Consider the following 24614-nt stretch of genomic DNA (forward strand, 5'->3'; position numbering starts at 1 on the left):
ACCTGTCGCCTTTGCTCCGATCATCGAGTCAGCGGCAACAGGATCTGAAATTCGGTATGGCCGGGACGGCTTTCCACTTCGATCAATCCTTCGTGCTGCTGCACAAAGGTTTGAACCAGCGTGAGTCCGAGCCCGCTACCCTCTTCGCGTCCCGACACCAGCGGATAAAAGATCTGGTCACGGATTTCCTCCGGTATGCCGGGGCCATTGTCGGTTATACGCAAGTCCAATGCTAGCTTGCACAACCGCTTGGCGATCGTGACCTTGCGCGCGACGCGCGTGCGCAACGCGATATGCGCGTCACCTTGCGAGATGCGCTCCTTAAGCGCCTGCGTCGCGTTGCGCACGATGTTCAGCAATGCCTGGATCAGTTGCGCCTTATCACCGCGAATCTCCGGCACGCTCACGTCGTAGTCGCGCTCGATCGTCAGCCCCCGGGGAAACTCGGCCAGGATCACCGTGCGCACCCGTTCGCAGACCTCGTGGATGTTCACGTCGCCCACGATGTGCGGATGGCGATGTGGCTCCAGGAGCCGGTCCACCAACGTCTGTAACCGGTCAGACTCCTTGATGATGACCTGCGTGTATTCGTGCAGGTCGTAGCGCGCCTCGCGCTCGCCCAACTCGAACTCGAGCAACTGCGCTGCGCCGCGAATGCCGCCTAGCGGATTCTTGATCTCATGCGCCAGATTGCGGATCAGTTGCTTGTTGACCGACGTCAGGTCATGGATGCGTTCCTCTCGATCGCTGCGCAATTGCTGGTCGTTGGCGAACAGCTCCAACAATACGTAGTCCGATGCTGCGTCGAGATAGCCCACAATCACGTGCACACGCAACGGTTCACGCAGCTGGCGCTCCAGGGTGGCGTCCAGGTGCGTCGCCTGGAACCGGTTGTCGGCAATCGCTGCGATGGTCGTCACCAACTCGTCGCCATTGGAGAATAGATCCGGCCACGTGGTCTGCGCCAGTTGCCGGCGCGACATCCCGAGCATCGACTCGGCCGATGGATTCGCATAGGCCACCCGCAACGTCCGTTTGTCCAGCACCAGCACGACCGTCGGCAGCGCATCGAGCCCAGGCAGTAGCCCGGAGCAGGACAACACCGAATCGTCCGGCGTATCGGACTGGCTTCGTTTCGATTGGGTCACGTTCTTCAATACCATCGGGCCGGCCCAATAAAAAAGGGACAGCGCACGGCCATCCCCCTTCCCCGCCGCTCACCTCGCGGGCGCGGGCGGTAACGCGCAATCGGCGCGCCGCGCGGCCTGCTGGCTGCCGGACAGCACGCGCCCTCGCTCAGAGCGAATAGTACATCTCAAACTCAATCGGATGCGTGGTTTGACGGAAGCGTTGCAGCTCTTGCGTCTTGAGTTCGATGTACGCATCCAGCATCGAATCCGTGAACACGCCGCCGCGCGTGAGAAACTCGCGATCGGCATCGAGCGCGTCCAGTGCGGTGTCCAGGTTCTCGCAGACGGTCGGGATCTTCGCGTCCTCTTCCGGCGGCAGGTCGTACAGATTCTTGTCCGCGGCCTCGCCCGGGTGGATCTTGTTTTGCACGCCATCCAGGCCGGCCATCATCAGTGCCGAGAAACACAGATACGGATTAGCCGTCGGATCCGGGAAACGCGTCTCGATCCGGCGCGCCTTCGGGTTCGACACGTGCGGAATCCGGATCGACGCGGAACGGTTACGCGCCGAATAGGCAAGCTTGACGGGCGCTTCAAAGTGCGGCACCAGCCGTTTATACGAGTTCGTGGTCGGGTTCGTGATCGCGTTCAACGCACGGGCGTGTTTGATGACGCCACCGATGTAGAACAGCGCGAACTCGGACAGGCCCGCATAGCCGTTGCCTGCGAACAGGTTTTGGCCATCCTTCCAGATCGACTGGTGCACGTGCATGCCGGAACCGTTGTCGCCCACCACCGGCTTAGGCATGAACGTCGCGGTCTTGCCGTACGTATGCGCCACGTTCTGCACAACGTACTTCAAGATCTGCGTCCAGTCAGCGCGTTGCACCAGTGTCGAGAATTTCGTGCCGATCTCATTCTGGCCGGGGCCGGCCACCTCGTGGTGATGCACTTCAACCGGCACGCCCAGTTGCTCGAGCAACAGGCACATCTCCGAGCGCATGTCCTGGAAAGAATCGACCGGGGCGACGGGGAAATAGCCGCCCTTGACGCCCGGACGGTGACCGCTGTTGCCGTGCTCGAACGCCTTGCCCGACGACCAGGCGGCCTCTTCGGAACCGATCTTCACGAAGCAGCCCGACATATCGATGTTCCACTGCACCGAATCAAAAATGAAGAACTCGGGCTCGGGACCAAAAAACGCGGTGTCACCCAGGCCCGTGCTCTTTAGGTACGCCTCGGCGCGCTTGGCGAGCGAACGCGGGTCGCGCTCATAGCCCTTGCCGTCCGACGGCTCGATCACGTCGCAGGTGAGGACCAACGTCGATTCTTCGTAGAATGGGTCGATATACGCCGTGTTCGGGTCCGGCAGCAGCAGCATATCCGACGCTTCGATTCCCTTCCAGCCGGCGATCGAGGAACCATCGAACGCGTGGCCGACTTCGAACTTGTCCTCGTCGAACGCCGACACCGGCACCGTCACGTGTTGCTCCTTGCCGCGGGTGTCGGTGAAGCGAAAATCGACGAACTTGACGTCCTCGTCGTTGACGAGCTGGGTGACGTCGGCCACGGTTTTAGTCATTCCTTTCTCCTGGTGAACAATGGGGGCGATACCGCCTCCGGCTTCCGGCGTCCCGGTCATGCAACGGGATCGGCTCCAATAAAGCACACTTCATGCCAAATTAAGACACAGGGACGTCGGGCACGCCCCCTTGGGGTGCTTACGCATCGCCGCGACCCACGAGCAGCGTATTGCCCGCCCTGGCCGCAGCGCGTCGTGCACAAATTCGGTGCAATCCCGATGGGCAGCGCCGAACAAGCACCTATTCGGTGCAAAACGACGATAATGTACCCACTTCGCGCACCGTACCGCTACCTGAGCGGTCATTCTACGACGACGCTAAAATAAAGCTATTACGCTTTTGGGCACCGTGATGACTTCCTGTGACGTGATTTACGCAGCGGCCGAACAGCGCCGCGTACAACACCAGTTGCAGTATGCCGGCGCGCTGGCACCAGGTGAGGCATTCGAGCTGTTGGCACGCGAGCCGGGGGCCCGGCTGATTGACGTACGCACCCGTGCGGAACTCGACTGGGTCGGCCGCCCAGTCGTCGAGAGCGGCCAGTACGTACACGTCGAGTGGACGCGATACCCGGGCGGCGTCCCCAACCCCGAGTTCGTCGAGCAACTGTCCCAAGTGGCGATGCCGCACACGCCGATCCTGCTACTGTGCCGCAGCGCCGCGCGCTCGAAGCTGGCCGCAGTGGCTGCGGCGAACGCGGGCTTCATGCGTGCCTACGATATTCTCGAAGGTTTCGAGGGCGACAAGGACGCTCGAGGCCACCGTAAGACGGTGGGCGGCTGGTGTTTCCATGGCCTGCCCTGGGTGGGCGCCTAGGCTCGTGGGCACCACGTCACGAGAGATCGCGGCTGGATGGCCGCGCACGCAAAACGAAAAAAGCGCCGCTGAGAAAAAAGCGCCGTCGAATAGACGGCGCTTAAAAGTTCTAGCCATTCCGAGGGCCGTGCTAGAACCTGAGAGACGATACCGACGCCATGGCGCGTCAACGGGCACCGCGGCCGCGTCGCACACGCCGCAGTGCGCAAGCCGGGTATCTTCCTGATTAATGCCGACCGAGTCAAGCACAATCCCCTTGGGAGCAGGCGCCCAGCCACTGCGTTCGCGCCCGCCGCCACCGGTGCGACCCCGGACGCGGCGGCCCGACGTGCCGCGTCGCTGCAATGCCGCACGCTCGTCACGGTTGTCGCAGGCGGCGAGCGCGGTGTAACGTTCCGAAAAAAAGGCGCTGGACTGATACGGTTGACGCACGTAGGATTTCGTGCAGTTTTCGATCCTTGACAGGATACGGCCAGCGAGCGCTGTGCGATACAGCCTTGCGCCCGAGCACGCGCGTCCAGTTCGTTCACTCAACCGCACGATGATGTACCGACAAACCAGGCACCGGACCACGCCGGCTCATCGTCGCAGCCCTTCCCCACCATCACGTCCCAACGATTGGCTCGACCATGCAGAAAGACGAACAACAACAAGCCCAATCATCCGATGCCGCGCCGCGCGCCGTGGCGCGCCGCACCCGCACGCGCACGCTGCGGCGAGTCACGGGACTCATGGCTGTCGTCGCCGTGCTGCTTTGGTGGCATCCGTGGCAACGTCATGCCATGCGCGGCACGGCAGGCGAGCACGCCAGCGGCGCAACCACGAGCAGTGACGGCAAGCCGCCTGGCGCGCAACGTGGCAGCCGCGGCGGCGGCGCATTCGCGAACATGCCACAGCCGGTTAAAGTCGCGACCGTGGTCCATGGCCAAATGCCGATCGTGATCAATGCGCTGGGCACCGTGACACCGCTCGCGACGGTGACCGTGCGCACGCAGTTGAACGGCACGCTGATGTCGGTCAATTTCCAGGAAGGCCAACTCGTCAAGCGCGGCGATGTCCTGGCACAAATCGATCCGCGCCCCTACGAAATCTCACTGCGCAACGCTGAAGGGCAACTGGCGAAGGATCAGGCGCTACTGCGCCAGGCAGTGTCAGACCTGAACGCGTACCAAGCGTTGCTCAAGCAGGATTCGATCTCGCGCCAGCAGGTCAACACGCAGGCCTCGCTCGTCGAGCAGTACCGTGGCCAGGTGAAGTCGGACCAGGCGATGATCGATACGTACAAGCTGGACCTGACCTACGCACGGATCACCGCGCCGGTGACAGGCCGCGTGGGACTGCGTCAGGTGGATCCGGGCAACTACGTGACCACCAGCGATACAAACGGCATTGTCGTGATCACGCAGATGCAACCCATGAGCGTCGTGTTCACCACGTCCGAGGACAACCTACAAGTTATCCTTAAGCAATGGAGCGCGGGCGCCAAGATGTCCGCGACCGCCTACGACCGCACCAACAGCCGGCCGCTGGAAACCGGCGAGTTGCACACCCTCGACAACCAGATCGATACGACCACCGGCACCGTGAAGCTGCGCGCGGTGTTCCAGAACGCGGGGCAGGCGTTGTTCCCGAATCAGTTTGTCAACGTGCGGCTACTCGTCAACACGATCCGCAACGCGACCATCGTACCGACTTCCGCGGTGCTCAATGGCTCGATGGAAACCTTTGTTTACGTGGTCAAAGCCGACAACACCGTCACCGTGCGCCCAGTGAAGACGGGTCCGGTCGATGGCGAGCGCACCAGCATCGTCTCCGGCCTGGCGGTGGGAGAGCGTGTCGTCATCGATGGCTCGGACCGGTTGCGAGAAGGCGCCAAGATCACGATTCCGGCCGCGAGCGCCAATGACAGCTCGGCCGCATCCGCAGGCCAAGCCGCGCATGGCGCGCGTCACGCGTCGGCCACGCACGGCCACACGCGCCCACCGCAGTCTTGATTCCGGCCGGGGTTTGCCCCGGCGCCGCGCTCCCGGACCATTCGACGCATGAATCTATCTCGCCTCTTTATTCTCCGCCCAGTCGGCACAGCACTGCTGATGGCTGCCATCATGCTGGTCGGCCTCGTGTCGCTGCGATTTTTGCCGCTGTCCGCGCTGCCGGAAGTGGACTATCCGACGATTCAAGTGCAGACCTTCTATCCGGGTGCCAGCCCCGAGGTGATGACCTCGTCGGTGACCGCGCCGCTGGAGCGTCAGTTCGGTCAGATGCCAGGGCTAAATCAGATGTCGTCGCAAAGCTCAGCGGGCGCATCGGTGATCACACTGCAGTTTTCGCTGGACTTGCCGTTGGACATCGCGGAGCAGGAAGTGCAGGCGGCCATCAACGCGGCAGGCAACCTGCTGCCATCCGACCTGCCAGCGCCGCCGATCTACGCAAAGGTCAATCCGGCCGACGCCCCCATTCTCACGCTGGCAATCACCTCCAAGACGCTGCCGTTGACGCAGGTGCAGGAGCTGGTCGATATCCGGCTCGCGCAGAAAATCTCGCAAGTGGGAGGCGTCGGGTTGGTGAGCTTGAGCGGTGGGCAGCGGCCCGCGATTCACATCCAGGCCAACCCGCGTGCGCTCGCGGCGTACGGCCTAAATCTGGATGATCTGCGCACCACGATTTCGAACCTGAACGTCAACACGCCAAAAGGCAACTTTGATGGTCCGACGCGTGCATACACGATTAATGCCAACGACCAGTTGACCGATGCCAATGCGTATCACAGTGCGGTCATCGCCTACAAGAACGGCCGTCCAGTGATGCTGACCGACGTCGCGCAGATCGTCTCCGGCCCAGAGAACACGAAGCTCGGCGCGTGGGTCGATACTGAGCCGGCGATCATCCTCAATGTGCAGCGGCAGCCGGGCGCCAACGTAATTCAGGTAGTCGACAATATCAAGGCGCTGCTGCCGCAGTTGCAGCAAAGCCTGCCCGCTTCGGTCGAGACCCGCGTGTTGACCGACCGCACCACGACGATCCGCGCGTCGGTGCGCGACGTGCAGTTCGAACTGGCAGCGGCGGTCGTGCTGGTGGTGCTGGTGATGTACCTATTCCTTGGCAGTTGGCAAGCGACCGTGATTCCCAGCCTGTCCGTGCCGCTGTCGCTGATCGGCACGCTGGCGGTGATGTACCTGGACGGATTTTCGCTGGACAATCTGTCCTTGATGGCGCTGACCATCGCCACCGGCTTCGTCGTCGATGACGCGATCGTGATGATCGAGAACATCGCGCGCTACGTCGAGGACGGCGACACGCCGTTGCAAGCCGCGCTGAAGGGCTCCAAGCAAATCGGTTTCACCATCATCTCGCTGACCGTATCGTTGATCGCGGTGCTGATCCCGCTGCTGTTCATGAGTGACGTCGTCGGCCGGCTGTTCCACGAGTTTGCGATCACGCTGGCCGTGACGATCGTGTTCTCGGCAGTGGTATCGCTCACGCTCGTGCCGATGCTGTGCGCCAAGCTGCTTCGGCACAGTCCGCCGAAGGAAAGCACCCGCTTCGAGGCCCGGGCCCGTGCGTTCTTCGACGCGGTGATCGCCGCCTACGCAAGGATGCTCTCGTGGGTGCTTGATCACCAGCCGCTCACACTGCTCGTCGCGCTGTCCACGCTGGTGCTCACGATCGTGCTCTACATCGTGGTGCCGAAGGGCTTTTTCCCGACCCAGGACACCGGCATCATCCAGGGCATCACGCAGGCCTCGCAAAGTGTATCGTACGCGGCCATGGCCGAGCACCAGCAAGCGCTCGCCGCCGAAATCCTGAAGGACCCGGATGTCCAGAGCCTGTCGTCGTTCATCGGCGTAGACGGCACCAATATCACGCTGAACAGCGGCCGTCTGCTGATCAATCTGAAGCCGTTCGACGAACGCAGGCGTGATGCACAGCAGATCATCCGCTCGTTACAGCAGCGCGTCGCACATATACCCGGCATCTCGCTGTACATGCAGCCGGTGCAGGACCTGACGATTGACTCGACGGTCAGCGCGACGCAATACCAATTCATGCTGACCGACGCGAACGCTCAAGCGTTCGCCGACTGGGTGCCAAAGTTCGTCGAGCGGCTGAAGCAAGCGCCAGAGCTGGCCGATGTCGCCAGCGACTTGCAGCAAAATGGGCTCTCAACCTATATCGAGATCGATCGCAGTACCGCCGCCCGCTTCGGCATCACTCCGGCGACGGTCAACAACGCACTGTATGACGCCTTTGGGCAGCGCATCATCTCGACCATCTTCACCCAATCGAACCAGTATCGCGTGATTCTAGAGGCGGACCCGAAGGTGCACGAGTCCCCAGACGCACTGGGCATGATCTACCTGCCATCGGCCACCGCGACTGGCGCTCAGGTCCCGCTGTCGTCCATCGCGACCTTCCATCAGCAAAACGCGCCGCTGCTGATCTCGCACTTGGGCCAGTTCCCGTCCACCACCATTTCATTCAACCTCGCCCCGGGTGAATCGCTCGGCGCGGCAGTAAAATCCATTGAGCAAGCGAAAGACGACATTGGTCTGCCGCCCTCGTTCCAAATCCGCTACCAGGGCGCGGCACTGGCATTCCAGGCATCGCTGTCCAACCAGGTATTCCTGATCCTGGCCGCGATCGTCACGATGTACATCGTCCTTGGCGTGCTGTACGAGAGCTTCGTCCATCCGATCACGATCCTGTCCACGCTGCCCTCCGCCGGCGTCGGCGCACTGCTCGCACTGATCGTCACCGGACATAACCTGGATATCATCGGCATCATCGGCATTGTGCTGCTGATCGGCATCGTCAAGAAGAACGCGATCATGATGATCGACTTCGCGCTCGAAGCGCAGCGGGAGCATGGCAAGCCCCCTCGCGACGCGATCTACCAGGCCTGCCTGCTGCGCTTGCGGCCGATCCTGATGACGACGATGGCGGCGCTGCTCGGTGCGTTGCCGCTGATGCTGGGCACCGGCTCCGGTCACGAGTTGCGCCATCCGCTGGGCATCGCGATCGCCGGCGGGCTGGTCGTCAGCCAGTTGCTGACGCTGTTCACGACGCCGGTGATTTACCTGGGCTTCGACCGGCTCGCGTCGGCGCTGCGCGAACGCTTGTCGCGCGATGCCCGCGGCGAAGGCAGCAGACAATGAACCTTTCCCGCCCTTTCATCGCGCGCCCCGTCGCCACCACGTTGCTGGCCGTCGGCATCACACTGGCCGGGCTATTCGCTTTCGTGAAGCTGCCGGTGTCGCCATTGCCGCAGGTGGACTTTCCGACCATCTCGGTGCTGGCGACGCTGCCTGGCGCCAGCCCGGAGACCGTCGCCACCAGCGTGGCCAGCCCGCTCGAGCGACACCTGGGTGCCATTGCGGACGTCACCGAGATGACGTCGACGAGCGGCATCGGCAATACGCGGATCGCGCTGCAATTCGGGTTGAACCGCGACATCGACGGGGCGGCTCGCGACGTGCAGGCCGCGATCAACGCCGCGCGGGCGGATCTGCCGGCCAGCCTGCGACAAAATCCAACGTACCACAAGGTCAACCCGGCCGACGCGCCGATCCTCGTCCTCGCGCTAACGTCGAAAACGATGACGGCCGGACAGATGTATGACGCGGCGTCGACCGTGCTGCAACAGGCGCTGTCGCAAATCGACGGAGTCGGCGAGGTCAACGTCAGCGGCGCGGCCAATCCGGCCGTGCGCGTCGAGGTCAATCCGACCGTGCTGTTCCACTATGGAATCGGACTGGAAAACATCCGCGCCGCGCTCGCGTCGGCCAATGCAAATAGCCCAAAAGGCGCGATCGAGGCCGGCCGCCGGCACTTGCAGCTGTACACGAACGACCAGGCGCGGCGCGCCGACCAATACCGTGACCTGGTGATTGCTTACCGCAACGGCTCCGCGGTGCGGCTTTCCGACGTCGCGCAAGTCGTCGATTCGGTCGAAGACCTGCGCACCATGGGCATGATGAACGGCGAACGCGCAGTGCTCGTGATCCTGTACCGGCAGCCCGGCGCCAATATCATCGAGACGGTTGACCGCGTCAAGGCGAAGCTGCCCCAGCTACGCGCGGCGCTGCCCGCGGCGATCGACGTGACGCCGACTGCCGACCGCACGATGACGATCCGTGCTTCACTGCGGGACACCGAGCGTACGCTGTTGATCGCGGTGATCCTGGTGGTGATGGTCGTGTTCCTATTCTTGCGCAACTGGCGTGCGACGCTGATCCCCAGCGTTGCGGTGCCCGTGTCGATCATCGGTACATTTGCCGGCATGTACCTGCTCGACTATTCGATCGACAACTTGTCGCTGATGGCGCTGACGATCGCCACCGGCTTTGTCGTCGATGATGCGATCGTTGTGCTCGAGAACATCTCGCGACACATCGAGGCCGGCATGCCGCGCATGCGCGCAGCCATCGTTGGCGCGCGCGAAGTCGGCTTCACGGTATTGTCGATCAGCGTCTCGTTGGTCGCGGTGTTCCTGCCGATTCTGTTGATGGGCGGCATTGTGGGACGTCTGTTTCGCGAGTTTGCTGTCACGCTGTCGCTGGCGATCTTCGTGTCGCTGCTCGTGTCGCTGACGCTCACGCCCATGCTGTGCTCCAGACTGCTCACGCCCACCGCCAACGTGCGCGGCGACGGCCGGCTCGCACGCTGGCTCGAAGCCGGCTTCGCCCGCTTGCAGCGCGGCTATGAGCGCTCGCTCGGCTGGGCGCTGGACCACGCGTTGCTAGTGCTGGCCGTACTGGTCGCCACCATCGGCTTGAATGTGTACCTGTACACGGTCGTACCCAAAGGCTTCTTCCCGCAACAGGACACCGGCCGACTCGTCGGCGGAATCCAGGCAGACCAGAGCACGTCGTTCCAGTCGATGCGAGTGAAATTCTCGCAGATGATGGACATCGTCAAGCGCAACCCGGCAGTCGACTCCGCCGTCGGCTTCACCGGCGGGCGTCAGACCAACGCGGGTTTCATGTTCATCTCGCTGAAGCCGCTCGCCGAGCGCGGCGTGTCCGCAGACCAGGTCATCGAACAACTGCGCGCGCCGTTGGCCGAGGTCGCCGGCGCCAGAACGTTCCTGCAAGCGGTGCAGGATATCCGCGTGGGCGCAAGACAATCGAACGCGCAGTATCAGTTCACGCTGCTCGGCGATTCGACCGCCCAGCTGTACAAATGGGCGCCGATCCTAACCGAGGCGTTGCAAAAGCGGCCCGAGCTCGTCGATGTGAACTCGGACCAACAGCAAGGCGGCCTGGAGGCGAACGTGATCATCGACCGGCCAACCGCTGCACGCTACGGCATCACCCCTGCGCAGATCGACAATACGCTGTATGACGCCTTCGGCCAGCGGCAGGTGTCAACGATCTACAATTCGCTGAACCAATATCACGTCGTGATGGAAGTAGCGCCCCGCTATTGGCAGAACCCCGACATCCTGAAGGACATCTTTATTAGCCAATCCGGCGGCAGCGCATCAGGCACCGCGAGCACCAACGCGACGGCCGGAACCGTCACTAGCGCATCGGGCGCGAAGAAGACGGCTGGCGCGTCAGTGGCCCATGCCACCAGCCATGCAGCGAACGTCGCGCTCGATTCGGCGCGTAACCAGGCGATCAATTCGATTGCCTCCAGTGGCAAATCCAGCTCATCGTCCGGCGCCGCGGTCTCCACCGTCAAGGAAACAATGATCCCGTTGTCAGCCATCGCGCGCTTCGGCCCCGGCAATACGCCGCTGGCGGTCAGCCACCAAGGCCAATTCGTCGCGACGACGATCTCATTCAATCTGCCGGTGGGCAAATCACTGTCAGACGCGACCGCCGCGATCTACCAGACCATGGCCGACATCGGCATGCCCGGTACCCTTCACGGCCGTTTCTCCGGCACGGCGCAGGCGTTCCAACAAGCGTTGTCGAACCAGTTGCTATTGATTTTCGCAGCGCTCGCCGCGGTCTACATTGTGCTGGGCATTCTGTACGAGAGCTATATCCATCCGCTGACGATCCTGTCTACGTTGCCGTCGGCCGGCGTCGGCGCGCTACTGGCGTTGCTGCTGTTCGATACCGAGTTCAGCCTCATTGCGCTGATCGGCGTGATCCTGTTGATCGGCATCGTCAAGAAGAATGCGATCATGATGGTGGACTTCGCGATTGACGCCGCGCGCACCGGCTTGAGCTCGCGCGAAGCGATCCGCCAAGCCTGCCTGCTGCGCTTCAGGCCGATCATGATGACCACCTGCGCCGCGCTACTCGGTGCGTTACCGCTCGCGTTCGGTCACGGCGAAGGACACGAGATGCGCGCGCCACTGGGCATCTCCATCGTCGGCGGATTAATTGTTAGCCAATTGCTGACGCTCTATACGACGCCGGTGGTTTACCTCTACATGGACCGGCTTCGTACCTGGTGGGGCGCGCGGCACGGCGGCGAGCACGTCCCGCCGCGCCACGCGTTCGGCAACGACGAGTAACGCCGCCCGGGCGGTGCTCCGCGTAACGGTGCCCGGGGCACGATGTTGCTGCGTCCGGGCCGGCACGAAACATCGGCACACGCGCAAGCCGATGGCGGCGTTGCACCGCGGACCGGGCGAGGGCAACGCCGTCGCGCGGCGATGACGTCGGCCCCCGTCGAAGCAGGTAGAATACGGCCCCCGCATCGAGTGCGATCGCGTGCCGCGCAGCTTGCGCATCGCCCGATACATGCGTTCCCCCCTGCTTCAACTGCATATCTTCATGGCTAAACTCTTGACAGACCAGGAATTCCAGCGCTTCAACGAATTGCAACAGAAACAATCGGCGTTCATGATTTCGAGCGACGAGGCCGATGAACTGCGCGATATCGTCGCGCGCGCGCAGCAGCGTCGGGACGATCGTGCACAAGCGATGCAGACGACCGAGAGCCACATCCGCACGTTCGGCATCACGCCCGACGAACTCTTCTCTCCGCAGCAGATCGCAGAGGCGGCGCGCGCCTTCGGTTTGATCCCGTTGGCCAGAAAACCGCGCAAGGGTACGGACGCCAAACCGGTCGAGCCGAAGGCAAGCGCCGTGGCACCGGCGGGTTCTGTCGCGGCGCCAGAGCTCGCGGTTGACTCCCCGCACGAGACGAAGCTGCCTGGCGCCGGCATGGACGCGCGCACGGCCGCCGACCCTGCGCATAGCGATCCGGCCCCTGCGCCGGGTGCCGAGACCGTCCCCCCGGCTGCCGTGCAAGCCGGAACCGAAGCGCGAGCCAGCGCTGAAATGGGGACCGAAATCCGGACCGAGCCTGCATAAGCCCGTACGCGCCAACCGGCGATGATGCGCCGTTCAATGCGCCCCCCTCGCACGCGTAACGTCCAATGAACACAGCGCGCGTCGCACCGGCGCGCGCCTGCCAACCTACCTGCCTGGCCCCCGCCCCACCCGGGACGCCGCTCGAATCGCCCCGTCCGGTTTATCGGCGACAGAACATTCTCTTCATTTTCTCCACACCTGGTTAGCAAATGCCGTGGTGAGTGGCCACCGTCCGTCTCTTCGTCCCGACGAGCATCATCAGCCACGCCCGGCCCGGTTCGGGCCATCGGGTTCGCTTGTGGCACCTCGTGTTCGCGTCCAGCTTATCCAACCAACCAAATACCTATGAAATAACGACACATCTGTTCATTTCGGACGAGGCCTTGCATGACAACCACGATCACGATTATCCAAACCGATTCGCCGTCTTCCAACTGGTCCCAATGGCCCGGGCTTTACGACAACGACACGTCTGGAATCCATCACAAGCGGGCAGGAGACGGACAAACCTCGACGTCATCGGACGGGCAATGGTCGAACACCGACGATTTGCTCAATCAGCTGATCCAGTTGTTGATGCAGTTCAACGGCAACGATCACGAGGGCAATACCGGCGATGGCCCGGGCTCGGGTGATGCCATCGGCCGACATCACGGCGGGGGCGGCAAATGTCACCATCACCATTGCGACGCGCCGGAGGACGGCACGGGCGGATCATCCGACAAGACCCACGGCACCTCCTCCGACGGCGACGCTACCGACTCGACCCAAGCGAGCAGCAGGTCCGGCAAGAACCAGCCGGCACTGGACGGTCCAACAACGCCAGGCAAGGCCTATACGCCAGGGAAGAATCCGAAGATCGACCGATGGGAAAACGACATCAACCTGGCCGCGCAGCTGACGGGGCTAGATGGCAACCTGATCGGTGGACAGATGTGGGCCGAATCGCGCGGTAATCCGAAGGAATGGTCGAAAAACAGCGACGGCACGCCGGACCTGAGCCTGATGCAGATCGGCCAGCGGCGCTGGGAAGAGGATGTGCTGCCGAAACTGACGAAACAGGACAAAGAAAACATCAAGAAGTTGACTGGCAAGGATGCGAAGGACCTGGCCGTGAGCAATCCACACGACAACGTGATTGCGGGAGCCTTCGAACTGAAGACCCACATCATCGATCACGGCGGTGATCGCAACAATCCGATGGCCAACGAAAAAGCGCTGAAGAAGGGACTTGAAGAATACGTTGGAGTTGGCGACGAGGGGAAATACGCAAGACATGTTATGACTAACTACAACGTATTAAACCAGCATAAAGAACTGGACGACAGCCAATAGTGCGCAGAAGCGCCGGAGCCCTCCATCGATCGCGCGGTGTTGCCCGGCGCAATCAGCGCCCCGTGTCCCACGGGGCACAGTTGCCGTTGCTGGCAGCCCGGCTCAGGGCTGTGCCAACCCAGTATCAGTGAGTCTTACGACAGAACCCGAGCGTGCCGCTGGGCCCATGACCAGCCGTACTGGCAGCGGTTTTCCAAAATAACGGCGCGCAGCCCAACAAGGAGCACAACATGACCATTACCATTTCTATCACTCAATCAGATTCGTCCTACTCGCCGTTTGGCCCGGGTAGCCCGAGCGGCACGTACGGCACCGCCCCGGACGCTGCGCACCACAAACGCGCTGAGCAAAGCGATTCCATGGGGCGTCCGGCGAACGGCACGTCATCAGACGACTCCGATTTCTTGCAAAAACTCATCGAACAATTGCTGGCTATGCTGCAGAATTCGCATAGCGACGACGACGACAATTCGTTCGATGACGACGGCACGGCGTGCGGACATCGCTCCCCGGCCCCGCCAAAGGATGGCGACTGCGAATGTCCATGCTCACCGCATCATGGGCACTCAGCTGCCGATCGTTCCCAGCACGATGGCAAGGCACCGGTCACGAGCGGCGGCTGGGGTACGATCACTGATCCCGTGACCAGTGGCGGCTTAGGCACGATCACCGATTCGGTCACCAGCGGCGGCTCGGGCACGACCACGCATCCCGTGACCAGCGGCGGCTGGGGCACAATCACCGATCCGGACACTAGCGGCGGCTCGGGCACAATCACCAGCCCGGCATCCAACGGCGACTCAAGCACGATCACCCATCCAGGGAGCAGCAATAGCAAGGACGCGTCGACGAACTCCACCGTGTCCGCAGACCCCTTTGGTTCTTCCGGCAATAGCCGCTTTGACCCTTCGGGCGTCGTTCAGGCGCCTGCCGGCAATCAGTTCTACGAATAGTCTTCATAGGGCTGATCCACGCCGTTGCGGCGTGGCTCAGCCGTTACCGGCGTGCCGCACGCGACATGCAGATACGCATAGCACTGCACTGGCAGCATGAAGCGCTCACTGGCGTCGCCGTCGAACCAGCCGGCATATAGCCGTCCATCCTGGCGGATCTGCAGCGATCCGTCCTGTCTGTGCGCGGACACGATCAGCCGCAACTTGCCGCGCTTATCCGCACGCGCTCGCCACCTGTCGGGCATTTGTTAGGTTTCTCGAAAAGCGATGACGCACGCGCCTTCCCCAATGATCGAAGCCGCGCGGCTCTATTGCTTGCAGTCACGTCAATATTGTATTTCGGGAACTTCCTGCCGTGTACGCCCCTGGCAACGGGGCTTCGCGCGCGTTCATGGTAACGCGTTGCAAAGCGTCCTAGAGTGACAACGTCAGCACTACCAGAGAGTACCCGATATGACGTTGAGCCCGTCACTTCATCCTCGTAATTATGACGCAGACCTAACAATAGATTTTGGTGAACGCCTAGCGCAACTGGTTGGCGCTCCACCACGGCTGCAGACGGCACCGTCCAGCCATGCGCATCACCACGGCCAGATTGCAAGCCTGCCTCACGCATGGAAAAAACAAGTTGAGGCACGCAGCCGCGCGATGACTCAATTGGAAAGCCTGCTCCATGACGGGAACGTGCGTTCAGTACCTGTGTCAGCGGTGGAAAAACCTTCAGTGCAAACCCTGCCTACGCCCGATAGCATCTCATCTGCGCTGAGCTTGGCCGAGATACACAACCTTGCTCGGAATTGCAAGAACCTAATAGCCCGCATCACGCAATCCCCGGCCGAACGGCAGACCGTTTCGTCGGAAAGTTCCGTTGCAGGCGCATCGCAACGCGCGGTTCGCCTGCCGCGCACCATCACGCGGGTGGGCTTAGGTACCGCCATGCGCGGCGTGTATGCCGCGATGGCCACCCCAATTCAGCTCTTCAAAGGGTGCACGCAAACCACTTCCGACAGTCTTGACCAGTCATCCGAATTAATTGAATCTGATCCGCTGGACACCCTCAAGCGAGCAGGCATCTCCGAGGAAATTTTCAGCCGGAACGAAAAAATCGCTGCCGACGGCACGTTGGCCTTGCTGGCGGTCATGGAGATAAAGTCAGGCATTCAAGAAATGGCGCATGCCGCCAAGCACCACAAGGAACTGAAGCGCTCGATCAAGCAACTCGAACAAGAGGTCGCCTGTCTTGAGCGTCTCGCCGGCTTTGCCGGCTCAACGCGGGATCACAACCGTCCCGCGCAAGCGGCTTCGGTCCGACTGTTCACCGACGCGCAATCGATGACGACATGCTTGCGCGCCGTCATGGAAGTCAAGCGCCAAGTGATGACGTTTACGCGGCAGCAAAACCGTGCCGGCGCCGCATTAGGGGCATGCTCGATCGCTTCCGGTAGCACCGTGATGGCCAAGGCCTCAGTCGGCATTGCCGCCAAGGCTGCGCTGTGCGCATCAGACAGTCCTGCCACGGCGGCGTTGGATCACGTCGCAGGCCTCGCGACGCTGGGCCTGGAGCCGCTTGTCGGCGCCACAGCGCTCGCCAGTGGCGCATACAAGGTTCATCGTTCGCGCCAACAGCTCAATGCGTTCCGCACCGCCAAGGCCACAACCGACGCGCGCTTGAAAGACGCAACTATCGATGCCCTGATCGATCAATTGCGTCAAAACGGGCACCCTCTGAGCCCTGAAGACGTCGAATGGCTGCACCGCTACGCGCGATTCCAATCACTGAAGTTGGAACAGCGGGATCAGTTCTTTACAAGCTATGCGCGATGGAACAACAGTTTCCTCGCTGGCAGCGCCGTCTACGCCGCGAGCACACTGGCCAAGGCCGGTGTGGCGGGCGCCATCGCCGCCGGTACGGCAGGCGCTGCGGTAGCCCATCCCGCCGTCGCCGGGGGCCTGCTGGCCGTGACAATAAGCGGGCTGCTCATGATGAGCGCATCATCGCAGCGCGCGCTCTTTGACTACCGCAGGCAACAGCGCTACCAAACCTACTACACTGGCGATGACCCGGAATTGAATCGTACGTTCCTGGAATCAATGGACGTGCTCAATTGGGGCAGCAGCACTGCAACGCCGTTGGACGGCTTGCTACTGCAATCAGCATTCTACAAACAGATATACCAGCGCGAAGACCGGCGTCAAACATTTCTGAGCCAAGTCGCAGACCAGCTCGGCCAACGCTACGACGACAAATATGTCTACACCGGCGATTCTGAAGCGCGTGGCGCCAAGCCGTCTACTCAGCAATTGATCGCGAGCACAGCCCGACGCGCAGCGCAAGACTCATTGGGACGTCTGAAGGCGGCGTCATCGTTCCTTGCCCACAGCGCCAAGCTGAACTCACCGCATAGCGCGACGCGCGCCGCCAAGCAAGCTTGGAACGACTCGCGCGCGTACCTAACTCGAAGCAGCTTGAAAACATGGCTCGCCCAACCGACACGGGAAGCACAAGCGGCCCAGATTGATTTGCTTGAAGGCATGCTGGACACCCAGGCCACTTATTTGCGCAGGAAGCTGCAGGCCAAAATACAGACCTACCAAAACGTAGTAAGCAAGTTGAGCGGCACGCCTGCTCCGTCTCCGGACGAGCACGCCATCGAGGACGTCAGGCTTAGCACCGTGGACGCCGCCGACAACACGTCGCGCGAACACCCGTTCAAGACAATATTCGCCCCGCTCGATGCGACCATCACGCACGTCGAGGATGTTCGCATCGAGAACCATCCGGCCGACATGCCGCGCAACCTCGCGCTGAAGGAAATCCTGGTTGGGTTGGACAAGGATTTGGAATATGATCAGCGCTTGTATCGCGACGCATTAGCCGTACGGGCGCAATGCCGGAAGCTGAAGCGCCAGCTACCGTTGACGAAGGCACACGAGCGGCAACTGGCCATTGCAATTGATCAGTTTATCTCGGTGCAACAGGGTGAACTCGTCGACCCGCATGCGCCCCGCGCCGATTTGGCATCCAGCCACGACAAGCTGGCGACTTATCTGATGAAAAGCGCGCCGAAACGCTACCGCGACCTGCGCGGCAAGCTGAATGAAACACTGATGCAGGCGACGCGGCAGATCGACCTGTGTGGTGCGTGGCACGATGGCGAAGCGGCCGTGACGCGAGCACCCAACGCGTCGGATGCGGCACCGCGCCAGCCACGACGCGCCTTTCCTAACTTAAGGCTTCGTCGCACGGTTTTCTGAAACGATACGCGTTCGACGGCAGCATCGCTCGGCATCGATTCGCGCCCGCAACGCGCGAATTCCTGTGCGGCGAGCCGAATAGCCAGACCGACCCAGATCAGGTTGAACGCAAAGAATACAGCATTGCGGCACACGTGCAGCGGCACAGCTCGCTCAATTCGTGCACCCGCGTTGGAACCGTGCGTCGCTGCGTCACGCGGTAGCAGGCTCAGTTCCGGCTTTGGCAACAAGGACTTAGCTTGCGTATCCCAAGGTTGTCCACATTGTTGCAAACAAAATATGTGAATAAGCCGGTGTAGGTTGTGCAGCTGAGATGTTGTGTGGTGCCCTGTACGCCGTCTGCCTTACCAAAGTCCGTCGGGAAAGACCATTCGTTTGACATATCAAGCAATACACGGTGCGGGTTGGCGCCAGCCATCCCGGCACGGACTGCCGCCTACATCGACACGATCGAGAAGCCGACTCACCGCGATGAAGTAGCGCCTGAAATCGGATCCGTCGATCGATCCACGCACCGGGTTCGCTTAATCGCGAAACACGTCCGATAGCTCGCGAAGCGATGTATTAATGGGCGTGTCTGTATGGATTACGAGATCGCTTGAGCCGGTCAAATCGGCCAAAGTTGCTCTATTGTCCGGTTTCGTTATCGCGATCAATGAACCGGCATCTATCCCACGCGCCGATACCAGGAGGCGGTTTAGCGTATCCACGTGTATGTCCAGTTTTTCCGGCATGAGGCCATCAGCTCCCGACGCGTCGCGTTGCAGCGTCAACGCACCCTTCAGCCATAGCTGTTCCGTCCCGTCGCTGTCGAGTGCTCGACGCGTCACGTTGACGTCTTGCAAACCGATTGTGCTCTTATCGCCACCTGACGACGTCTGCGAAACAATAAAGCCGGGTTGTGTATTAAAAAAGCGAACCGAGGGAACACTGTTTAAGCTGTCAATCTGCTTGATTGAGACGCCACCGTGGATGGCCATCGAGGTATGTATGTCACTTACGCACAGTGCGCTACCGTTCCCTCCCATGGTGAGGGCAGCGCTTTGGAGCGCAGCCTTCTCCTTCACGGCAATCGATGCTTCGCCGGTCAACTCGACTTCGATACCCAATGTGAAATCGCTTACTCGGCATTGCGCGTAGGCCGCATGTATCGTCACCGCGCGTTCCGGCCCGGCCGCTTCCATACGAGTCAGATGCATTGAGCCGCCGTGCGGGCAAACCTCCCATTTGGAGGCGCCATCCGACGGCGGAGGTGAACATGCGCTCGCGCGTTGCGGCGGCTCATCGAAAGCACCTTGCAGCATGTCCGACAGCAACCCACTTATCCAGATCGCTCTCAGCCCATAAAAGGTCGTGCCATAAATGGCCTTCCAATAAGCGTGGTCATCTACCACATCTATTGGATCTTGTCTCAGGTGGCGCTCGTCCCCACCGGTCAGCTTCTCACTGCCCGGCCGCTGCGGTAACTTCAGTGCCGTACGGTGGGGGCCGCGCATGAGCAGATGGGCATGCCCAGGCTCATGGTCGATTTGCTCATATGTTTTAGAGGAGGAATCGCGTATACCGGAATCATCGCCGCCGCATGCGGACAACACGAGCGTGCATACCAGCGCTGTGCGCGAGATGGGCTTCTTTATAAACTTCATTAGTAAGAAAATTAAAATAACGATACTCCGCCACAGCAAAATGGGCGGAGCCTTTTAAGCAGGATACTCCGCCGTGCAAGTGTTAACCTACTGGCGCCGATTGTAATGGCAACTTTGGCGCATTCAACAACAGCGATTGAACTGTGTGGATCCTAGCGTGCGCCGTTCATTACATCGATCATACTGCTCGTTATCCGACCGGATCGGCACCAAGCCGATCATCATGGCCGGGTGTCTGTTCGCCGCGCTGACGTACTTCCCGTTGTTCAAAGCACTGACACACCATGCCAGCCCGGCGCTCGAAGCGACGACCGCATGGGCGCCGATTACCGTCGTGGCCGATCCTGGCAAGTGCTCGTCGCTCCAGTTTAACCTGGTCGGCACGTCCAAGTGCACGAGCTTGTGCGATATCGCCCAAAGCGCGCTTGCAAAAGCCGGCCTGAACTACCAGAGCGTCACTGCACCGGCAGGTACGGTCGCGCAAATCAGGATCGGCGATACGGTTACCCACTCGTACGATGACCAGGCAGCCGATACAAAAGGCAAGGGCAAAGCGTTTGACAGGATGTTCGCCGATACGCTAAAGATGCCAGGCTATTCGCTCAAGGCTGATCCGACCTAAATCAACTGGCCGATGAGCATCGTGATCCTCACCATCCTCGTGATCTACGTGACGATGATCTACGGTCCGATCGCCGCGATGCCAGTCGAGATGTTCTCAACGCAAATCCGCTACGCGTTGATGTCACTGCCGTACCGCATTGGCAACGGCCGGTTCGGCAGATTCTTGCCAGCCACCGCTTTCGCGATTGTCGCCGCTCGACTCGGAATCTGAGTGCTACAGCAATCAGTGCCGCTCCCTGTTCATTACAGATCCATGCCAGTGACTGCACCTTCCCACCCTTCTCTGGCCTCACCTTGAGCCGCTCGAATTAGCACCGCAAGCGGGCCCTCCACTGCGACACGCAAACGCTGGCGGGCTTGTTCAGTCGCAGCCAGATTGCAGCAAGGATTGGGTTTGGCCGTCATGCCTTGCTCGCACGCGAAGTTCTAGATGTGCGAGAACACCGCCTTTTCCCGATTCGCTCGAACTTGCCCCTCGTTTCCCTTCTCGACCCGTTCCCTCCCTTGCAAGCGTCGAACGGCATATCCTGCAGGCGCCAGTCGAAATACTGCGAATGTGGATCAGTTCAATGTTGTCCAGCGGTGCAGGCGGCGCGTTGAAGAACTCATATAGCTTCGCCGGTTCCTTCAAATTGTCGTGCTGCGTACGCAATCCCTTCTGCGACAGCACCGGCCGCTGATCCATATTAGCCGCAGCGAAAAAAATTGAAGCGCTCGATGCGCAACTGACAAAGGAGCGTCGAGCATGTCGCATAGCGCACCCGATAGGGATTGACTTCGATCCGCATAGACGCGCAACGCCTATATAATGCCAACATAAATGTTGAAGAACAGAAAGCCCAACCCCGAAATGCCGCTTAAATATTTAATTTTATTGGCCCGCCCTGCAGGATTCGAACCTGCGGCCTACGGCTTAGAAGGCCGTTGCTCTATCCAACTGAGCTAAGGGCGGTCAAGAGATTCAACATTGTACTGCAAGCGCGCCGTTCGCTGCGCATCAGGTGACCCCGACCATCGACTTAGAAGACCGATGCGCTATCCCAACTGAGCGATAGGCAAACAGGCGTTCGATTATAACTGAACACTGCAAACCGGCTCCGGCCGCCAGCTCGCAATATGCGACAGTGTCACGCTTACGTCAACGATTGGGGATGGAAGAAAAACCAGGCGAGACAAGCCAAGCCGGCGATCACGCAATAGATTCCGAATGAAGCCAGCCGCCCGCGGCCTTCAAAATAACGCATCAGAAAACGCACGCTCAGATACGCCGCGATGCCAGTCAGCACGCCACCTAGCACCGCGTCAGCCAGTTGCGCCGGCGCGTGAAACAGCTTGGGCACCTCGAGCAGGCCCGCGCCAAAAATAATCGGCGTACCGAGCAGAAACGCGAACTCCGCCGACTTTCCCGCGGACATGCCGGCGCCCACGCCGGCGATCATCGTCAAGCCGCTGCGCGAGAAACCCGGAATCAGCGCGCCGATTTGTGCGATACCAACCAGCGCAGCCTGCCTGAACGTCAGATCCTTGGGCGCACGCGCCGTGCGCGCGCGCTGCAACCGGTCGCCGAACCACAGCAGGGTACCGTTGATCACCAGTGCCAATGCCACGATACGCAAGTCGTGAAAAACCTGCTCGATTCGCTTTTCCAGCAGAACGCCGGCGATGCCCGCCGGGATCGTGCCAATCAGCAACGCCCACGCCAAATGGCCGTCCTCAGTACGGCGGCCGCCCAGCGAGCCGAAGAAGCCTTGGATGATCGCGATCCACCGTGTGCGGAAATACCACAGCAGCGCAAAAGCGGTACCCAGATGCAGCGCCACCAGAAAAGGCAACAGTTGCGGTGCATGCTTGTCGATGTGCATGTCGAACAGTGCCGGCACGAGCAATGTATGCCCGAGGCTGCTGACCGGGAACAACTCGGTCACGCCCTGCAAGATACTCAGAAAGATCAGAAACGCAAGGCTCACGAGAGAAAGTCCTCTATGTAAATGACAGCATCAGCGCAGATCGCGCAACGAAGCGGCGAGGTGATGCCCGCCTGGCGACATCCCCCCAAGTTTGCCGGCTGCCGATGACAAGTGTCCGACAGCCCGCTCGAAGGCGCGCCGGCAACGGCGATAACCGCCACGCACGCATACGGCCACGATGCCGCGCACCGCGCAATGGGTTCGAGGTTGACGAAAGCGCCGCGGCCGGATCCGCCTGCCCCCCCGGCCGGCATGCGGGCTCCTTTTTGGCATAACGGCCAAGCCTTGTCCGTTCGGCAGATCGCACACGATGGCCGCCGCTAGTTATCGGCACGGTTGTGCATGCATTGCGCGTCGACTCGGACTTGACTATGCCACGACAACGCTAGCTTTCGCCGATCAATGGTCCCGACACCCCGAGCCCCATGCCTGCCCCGTGCGCAGCTTCACGCGCTACGCGGCGCTCGTCAGATGCAGTTTTTGGTGACCATCCTGGCCGGGACAACGACGTCGAAGCAACTACCGTTGGCCAGTATGCCGGCACAGGACTGGGGCCAGCTTGCGTCGGTGCTCGCGAGCCGACAGGCGACTCAGAAATACGCGGGCGCGTCATGGCACAATGGCGCACTGGTGTTGGCCATCGTCGCAGTCTTGCTGCTGGATGCGGCTGTTCGCATACTGGCGCGCGGGCAAAAGCAGCGCGGACAGGTTCTCAGCCGGCTTTGACAGTGCTGGCCGAGCCCGACTTGCCCTCGGCACGGGCCGTGGTACAGAGACCGCGGCAGCGGCGACGCCAAGGTGGCAGACCGGTTATTTGGCCAGCTTATAGAAGAAGAGAAACGTGCCGCCGGTAAACATGCCAAAAAGCGCACATCCCATCGCCATTGCCAAGTCCATGATCGTCTCCTCTCCAATACGGTATTGTCTGAGTGATTATCGACAGCGATCTGCCACCGGACAACCCGAGAGAACCCGCATAGCCGGCATCTGGCGGCACATCCATGTCGTGGAAAACCCGCCCATCGCCAGGCAGCGCGCCTGACAGCAAAGCGGCATGTGACAACCCCGGGCAGGCACCGCCGGCAGCAGGGCCGCCCACTGTTATATTTCGATCAACATGCGTTTCCAGAACCAGGATGTCATCGAACTCGAACGCGAACGCGCCAGCTTGTTGGTTGCGCCGCAATCTGGAGCTCGTCTGTTGCGCTGGCGCGTGGGCGACCACGACGTCATTGGATGGCCGGACAACGCGAATTGGAACGAGCCCGCCCGGGTGCGCGGCGGCAATCCGCTGCTGTTTCCCTTCCTCGGCCGGCATCGCGTCGAGGGCACGATCGGTCGATGGCGCGATAGCGCCGGCGTTGTGCGGGCATTGCCAATGCACGGATTCGCCCGCGATCTGCCGTTCGAGCCGACAATCGACGTAGCTGACGCCCGCATCGACATGACGCTGACGGACAGCGACGCCACCCGCATCGGCTATCCGTTCGGCTTCCGGTTCGATGCGATCTACCATCTCGTCAACGGCCACACCCTTGACGCGACCCTCACGACGACAAACACCGGCGACATACCGCTACCGTACTATGCGGGTCATCACTTCTATTTCTCGCTGCCTCACGCGCTGCGGGGCGAATCCCGGCTCACGTTGCCGCCGGCGCGGATGCTGTACCAACGTGATGATGGTGCGATTGCCGAGGCGGCTGCCGCGGCACACGCGTATCGTCTCGACGACGCGCGTATTGTCGACCGTTTCCATGTGCTGGACCCGCTGTCAGGCGGGGCGCGGGTCACGCTGCACACACCGTCACTGGGCCGCACGATCACGCTAGCACTCGAGCGCCCCAGCTCGATCCCATGGTATGCCGTCACGACGTGGACCGAAAAACCTGATTCCGATTTTTATTGCATCGAACCCTGGCTCGGTTTGCCAGATGCCATTCACAATGGACTTGGGTTGCGCTGGCTTGCGCCCGGGGCGAGTGAGCGCGCGCTACTGCGAATCCGCGTAGAGCTTGACGAATGAC

General features: G+C 61.3%; 13 protein-coding genes, 1 tRNA gene and 3 pseudogenes. 11 read left to right on the forward strand and 6 right to left on the reverse strand.

All coding sequences use genetic code 11. The features are described from left to right. Positions 1–20 precede the first annotated feature (20 nt). Both glnL and glnA read right to left on the reverse strand, forming a co-directional pair. The gene (gene glnL / locus KQH60_RS09055; RefSeq protein ID WP_237576157.1) at positions 21–1163 is read right to left on the reverse strand and encodes a nitrogen regulation protein NR(II); all 1143 of its coding nucleotides are present in this window, start codon (positions 1161–1163) and stop codon (positions 21–23) included. A gap of 133 nt (positions 1164–1296) precedes the next feature. Beyond that, positions 1297–2712, reverse strand: a complete 1416-nt coding sequence (gene glnA, locus KQH60_RS09060) for a type I glutamate--ammonia ligase (protein ID WP_237576158.1) — start codon at positions 2710–2712, stop codon at positions 1297–1299. 352 nt (positions 2713–3064) lie between these two features. Here glnA and KQH60_RS09065 point away from each other — a divergent pair, with 352 nt between their 5' ends. The 7 genes and pseudogenes from KQH60_RS09065 (at position 3065) to KQH60_RS09095 (ending at position 15095) form a co-directional block, all read left to right on the forward strand. Then, positions 3065–3529, forward strand: a complete 465-nt coding sequence (locus tag KQH60_RS09065; protein ID WP_237576159.1) for a rhodanese-like domain-containing protein — start codon at positions 3065–3067, stop codon at positions 3527–3529. Positions 3530–4158: 629 nt separating this feature from the next. Then, positions 4159–5523 (forward strand): MdtA/MuxA family multidrug efflux RND transporter periplasmic adaptor subunit, encoded by a 1365-nt coding sequence (locus tag KQH60_RS09070; RefSeq protein ID WP_237576160.1) that lies wholly within the window; start codon positions 4159–4161, stop codon positions 5521–5523. Between the two features lie 48 nt (positions 5524–5571). Then, entirely contained in the window at positions 5572–8685 is a 3114-nt protein-coding gene (locus tag KQH60_RS09075) for an MdtB/MuxB family multidrug efflux RND transporter permease subunit (protein WP_237576161.1), read from the forward strand. Then, the gene (locus KQH60_RS09080; RefSeq protein ID WP_237576162.1) at positions 8682–12002 is read left to right on the forward strand and encodes an efflux RND transporter permease subunit; all 3321 of its coding nucleotides are present in this window, start codon (positions 8682–8684) and stop codon (positions 12000–12002) included. The genes KQH60_RS09075 and KQH60_RS09080 overlap by 4 nt, the downstream gene beginning before the upstream one ends. 262 nt (positions 12003–12264) lie before the next feature. Continuing rightward, positions 12265–12516, forward strand: a pseudogene (locus KQH60_RS09085) (hypothetical protein); the annotation flags it as partial. Between the two features lie 678 nt (positions 12517–13194). Continuing rightward, the gene (locus KQH60_RS09090; RefSeq protein ID WP_237576163.1) at positions 13195–14142 is read left to right on the forward strand and encodes a hypothetical protein; all 948 of its coding nucleotides are present in this window, start codon (positions 13195–13197) and stop codon (positions 14140–14142) included. Positions 14143–14372: 230 nt separating this feature from the next. Then, positions 14373–15095, forward strand: a complete 723-nt coding sequence (locus tag KQH60_RS09095; RefSeq protein ID WP_237576164.1) for a hypothetical protein — start codon at positions 14373–14375, stop codon at positions 15093–15095. A 50-nt stretch (positions 15096–15145) separates the two neighbouring features. Here KQH60_RS09095 and KQH60_RS09100 read toward each other — a convergent pair. Further along, positions 15146–15313 (reverse strand): annotated as a pseudogene (locus KQH60_RS09100) (quercetin 2,3-dioxygenase); the annotation flags it as partial. A gap of 739 nt (positions 15314–16052) precedes the next feature. On the opposite strand from KQH60_RS09100, the gene KQH60_RS09105 reads away from it, so the two are divergent. Next, the gene (locus KQH60_RS09105; RefSeq protein WP_237576165.1) at positions 16053–18350 is read left to right on the forward strand and encodes a hypothetical protein; all 2298 of its coding nucleotides are present in this window, start codon (positions 16053–16055) and stop codon (positions 18348–18350) included. 524 nt (positions 18351–18874) lie between these two features. Here KQH60_RS09105 and KQH60_RS09110 read toward each other — a convergent pair. Further along, on the reverse strand, positions 18875–19945 hold the full coding sequence (locus KQH60_RS09110) for a hypothetical protein (protein WP_237576166.1): 1071 nt from the start codon (positions 19943–19945) through the stop codon (positions 18875–18877). A 232-nt stretch (positions 19946–20177) separates the two neighbouring features. On the opposite strand from KQH60_RS09110, the pseudogene KQH60_RS09115 reads away from it, so the two are divergent. Next, positions 20178–20819: pseudogene (locus KQH60_RS09115) on the forward strand (MFS transporter); the annotation flags it as partial. A 676-nt stretch (positions 20820–21495) separates the two neighbouring features. Here KQH60_RS09115 and KQH60_RS09120 read toward each other — a convergent pair. Both KQH60_RS09120 and KQH60_RS09125 read right to left on the reverse strand, forming a co-directional pair. Beyond that, a tRNA-Arg gene (locus KQH60_RS09120) sits at positions 21496–21572 on the reverse strand. A gap of 181 nt (positions 21573–21753) precedes the next feature. Beyond that, complete coding sequence (locus KQH60_RS09125) at positions 21754–22587, reverse strand: undecaprenyl-diphosphate phosphatase (RefSeq protein ID WP_237576167.1); 834 nt, start codon at positions 22585–22587, stop codon at positions 21754–21756. Positions 22588–23058: 471 nt separating this feature from the next. Between KQH60_RS09125 and KQH60_RS09130 the strand changes: the two genes are divergently transcribed. Then, positions 23059–23313 (forward strand): hypothetical protein, encoded by a 255-nt coding sequence (locus tag KQH60_RS09130; RefSeq protein ID WP_237576168.1) that lies wholly within the window; start codon positions 23059–23061, stop codon positions 23311–23313. A 391-nt stretch (positions 23314–23704) separates the two neighbouring features. Continuing rightward, positions 23705–24613, forward strand: a complete 909-nt coding sequence (locus tag KQH60_RS09135; protein ID WP_237576169.1) for an aldose epimerase — start codon at positions 23705–23707, stop codon at positions 24611–24613. Position 24614 lies beyond the last annotated feature (1 nt).

The organism is Mycetohabitans sp. B8 (assembly GCF_021991875.1).
Lineage (GTDB): Bacteria > Pseudomonadota > Gammaproteobacteria > Burkholderiales > Burkholderiaceae > Mycetohabitans.

Excerpts from the sequence above, each read along its gene's own strand:
- KQH60_RS09090 (WP_237576163.1), top strand. The coding sequence starts at position 13,195 with ATGACAACCACGATCACGATTATCCAAACCGATTCGCCGTCTTCCAAC.
- KQH60_RS09135 (WP_237576169.1), top strand. The coding sequence starts at position 23,705 with ATGCGTTTCCAGAACCAGGATGTCATCGAACTCGAACGCGAACGCGCC.
- KQH60_RS09065 (WP_237576159.1), top strand. The coding sequence starts at position 3,065 with ATGACTTCCTGTGACGTGATTTACGCAGCGGCCGAACAGCGCCGCGTA.
- KQH60_RS09130 (WP_237576168.1), top strand. The coding sequence starts at position 23,059 with ATGCAGTTTTTGGTGACCATCCTGGCCGGGACAACGACGTCGAAGCAA.
- KQH60_RS09075 (WP_237576161.1), top strand. The coding sequence starts at position 5,572 with ATGAATCTATCTCGCCTCTTTATTCTCCGCCCAGTCGGCACAGCACTG.
- KQH60_RS09080 (WP_237576162.1), top strand. The coding sequence starts at position 8,682 with ATGAACCTTTCCCGCCCTTTCATCGCGCGCCCCGTCGCCACCACGTTG.
- glnA (WP_237576158.1), bottom strand. The coding sequence starts at position 2,712 with ATGACTAAAACCGTGGCCGACGTCACCCAGCTCGTCAACGACGAGGAC.
- glnL (WP_237576157.1), bottom strand. The coding sequence starts at position 1,163 with ATGGTATTGAAGAACGTGACCCAATCGAAACGAAGCCAGTCCGATACG.
- KQH60_RS09070 (WP_237576160.1), top strand. The coding sequence starts at position 4,159 with ATGCAGAAAGACGAACAACAACAAGCCCAATCATCCGATGCCGCGCCG.
- KQH60_RS09105 (WP_237576165.1), top strand. The coding sequence starts at position 16,053 with ATGGCCACCCCAATTCAGCTCTTCAAAGGGTGCACGCAAACCACTTCC.
- KQH60_RS09095 (WP_237576164.1), top strand. The coding sequence starts at position 14,373 with ATGACCATTACCATTTCTATCACTCAATCAGATTCGTCCTACTCGCCG.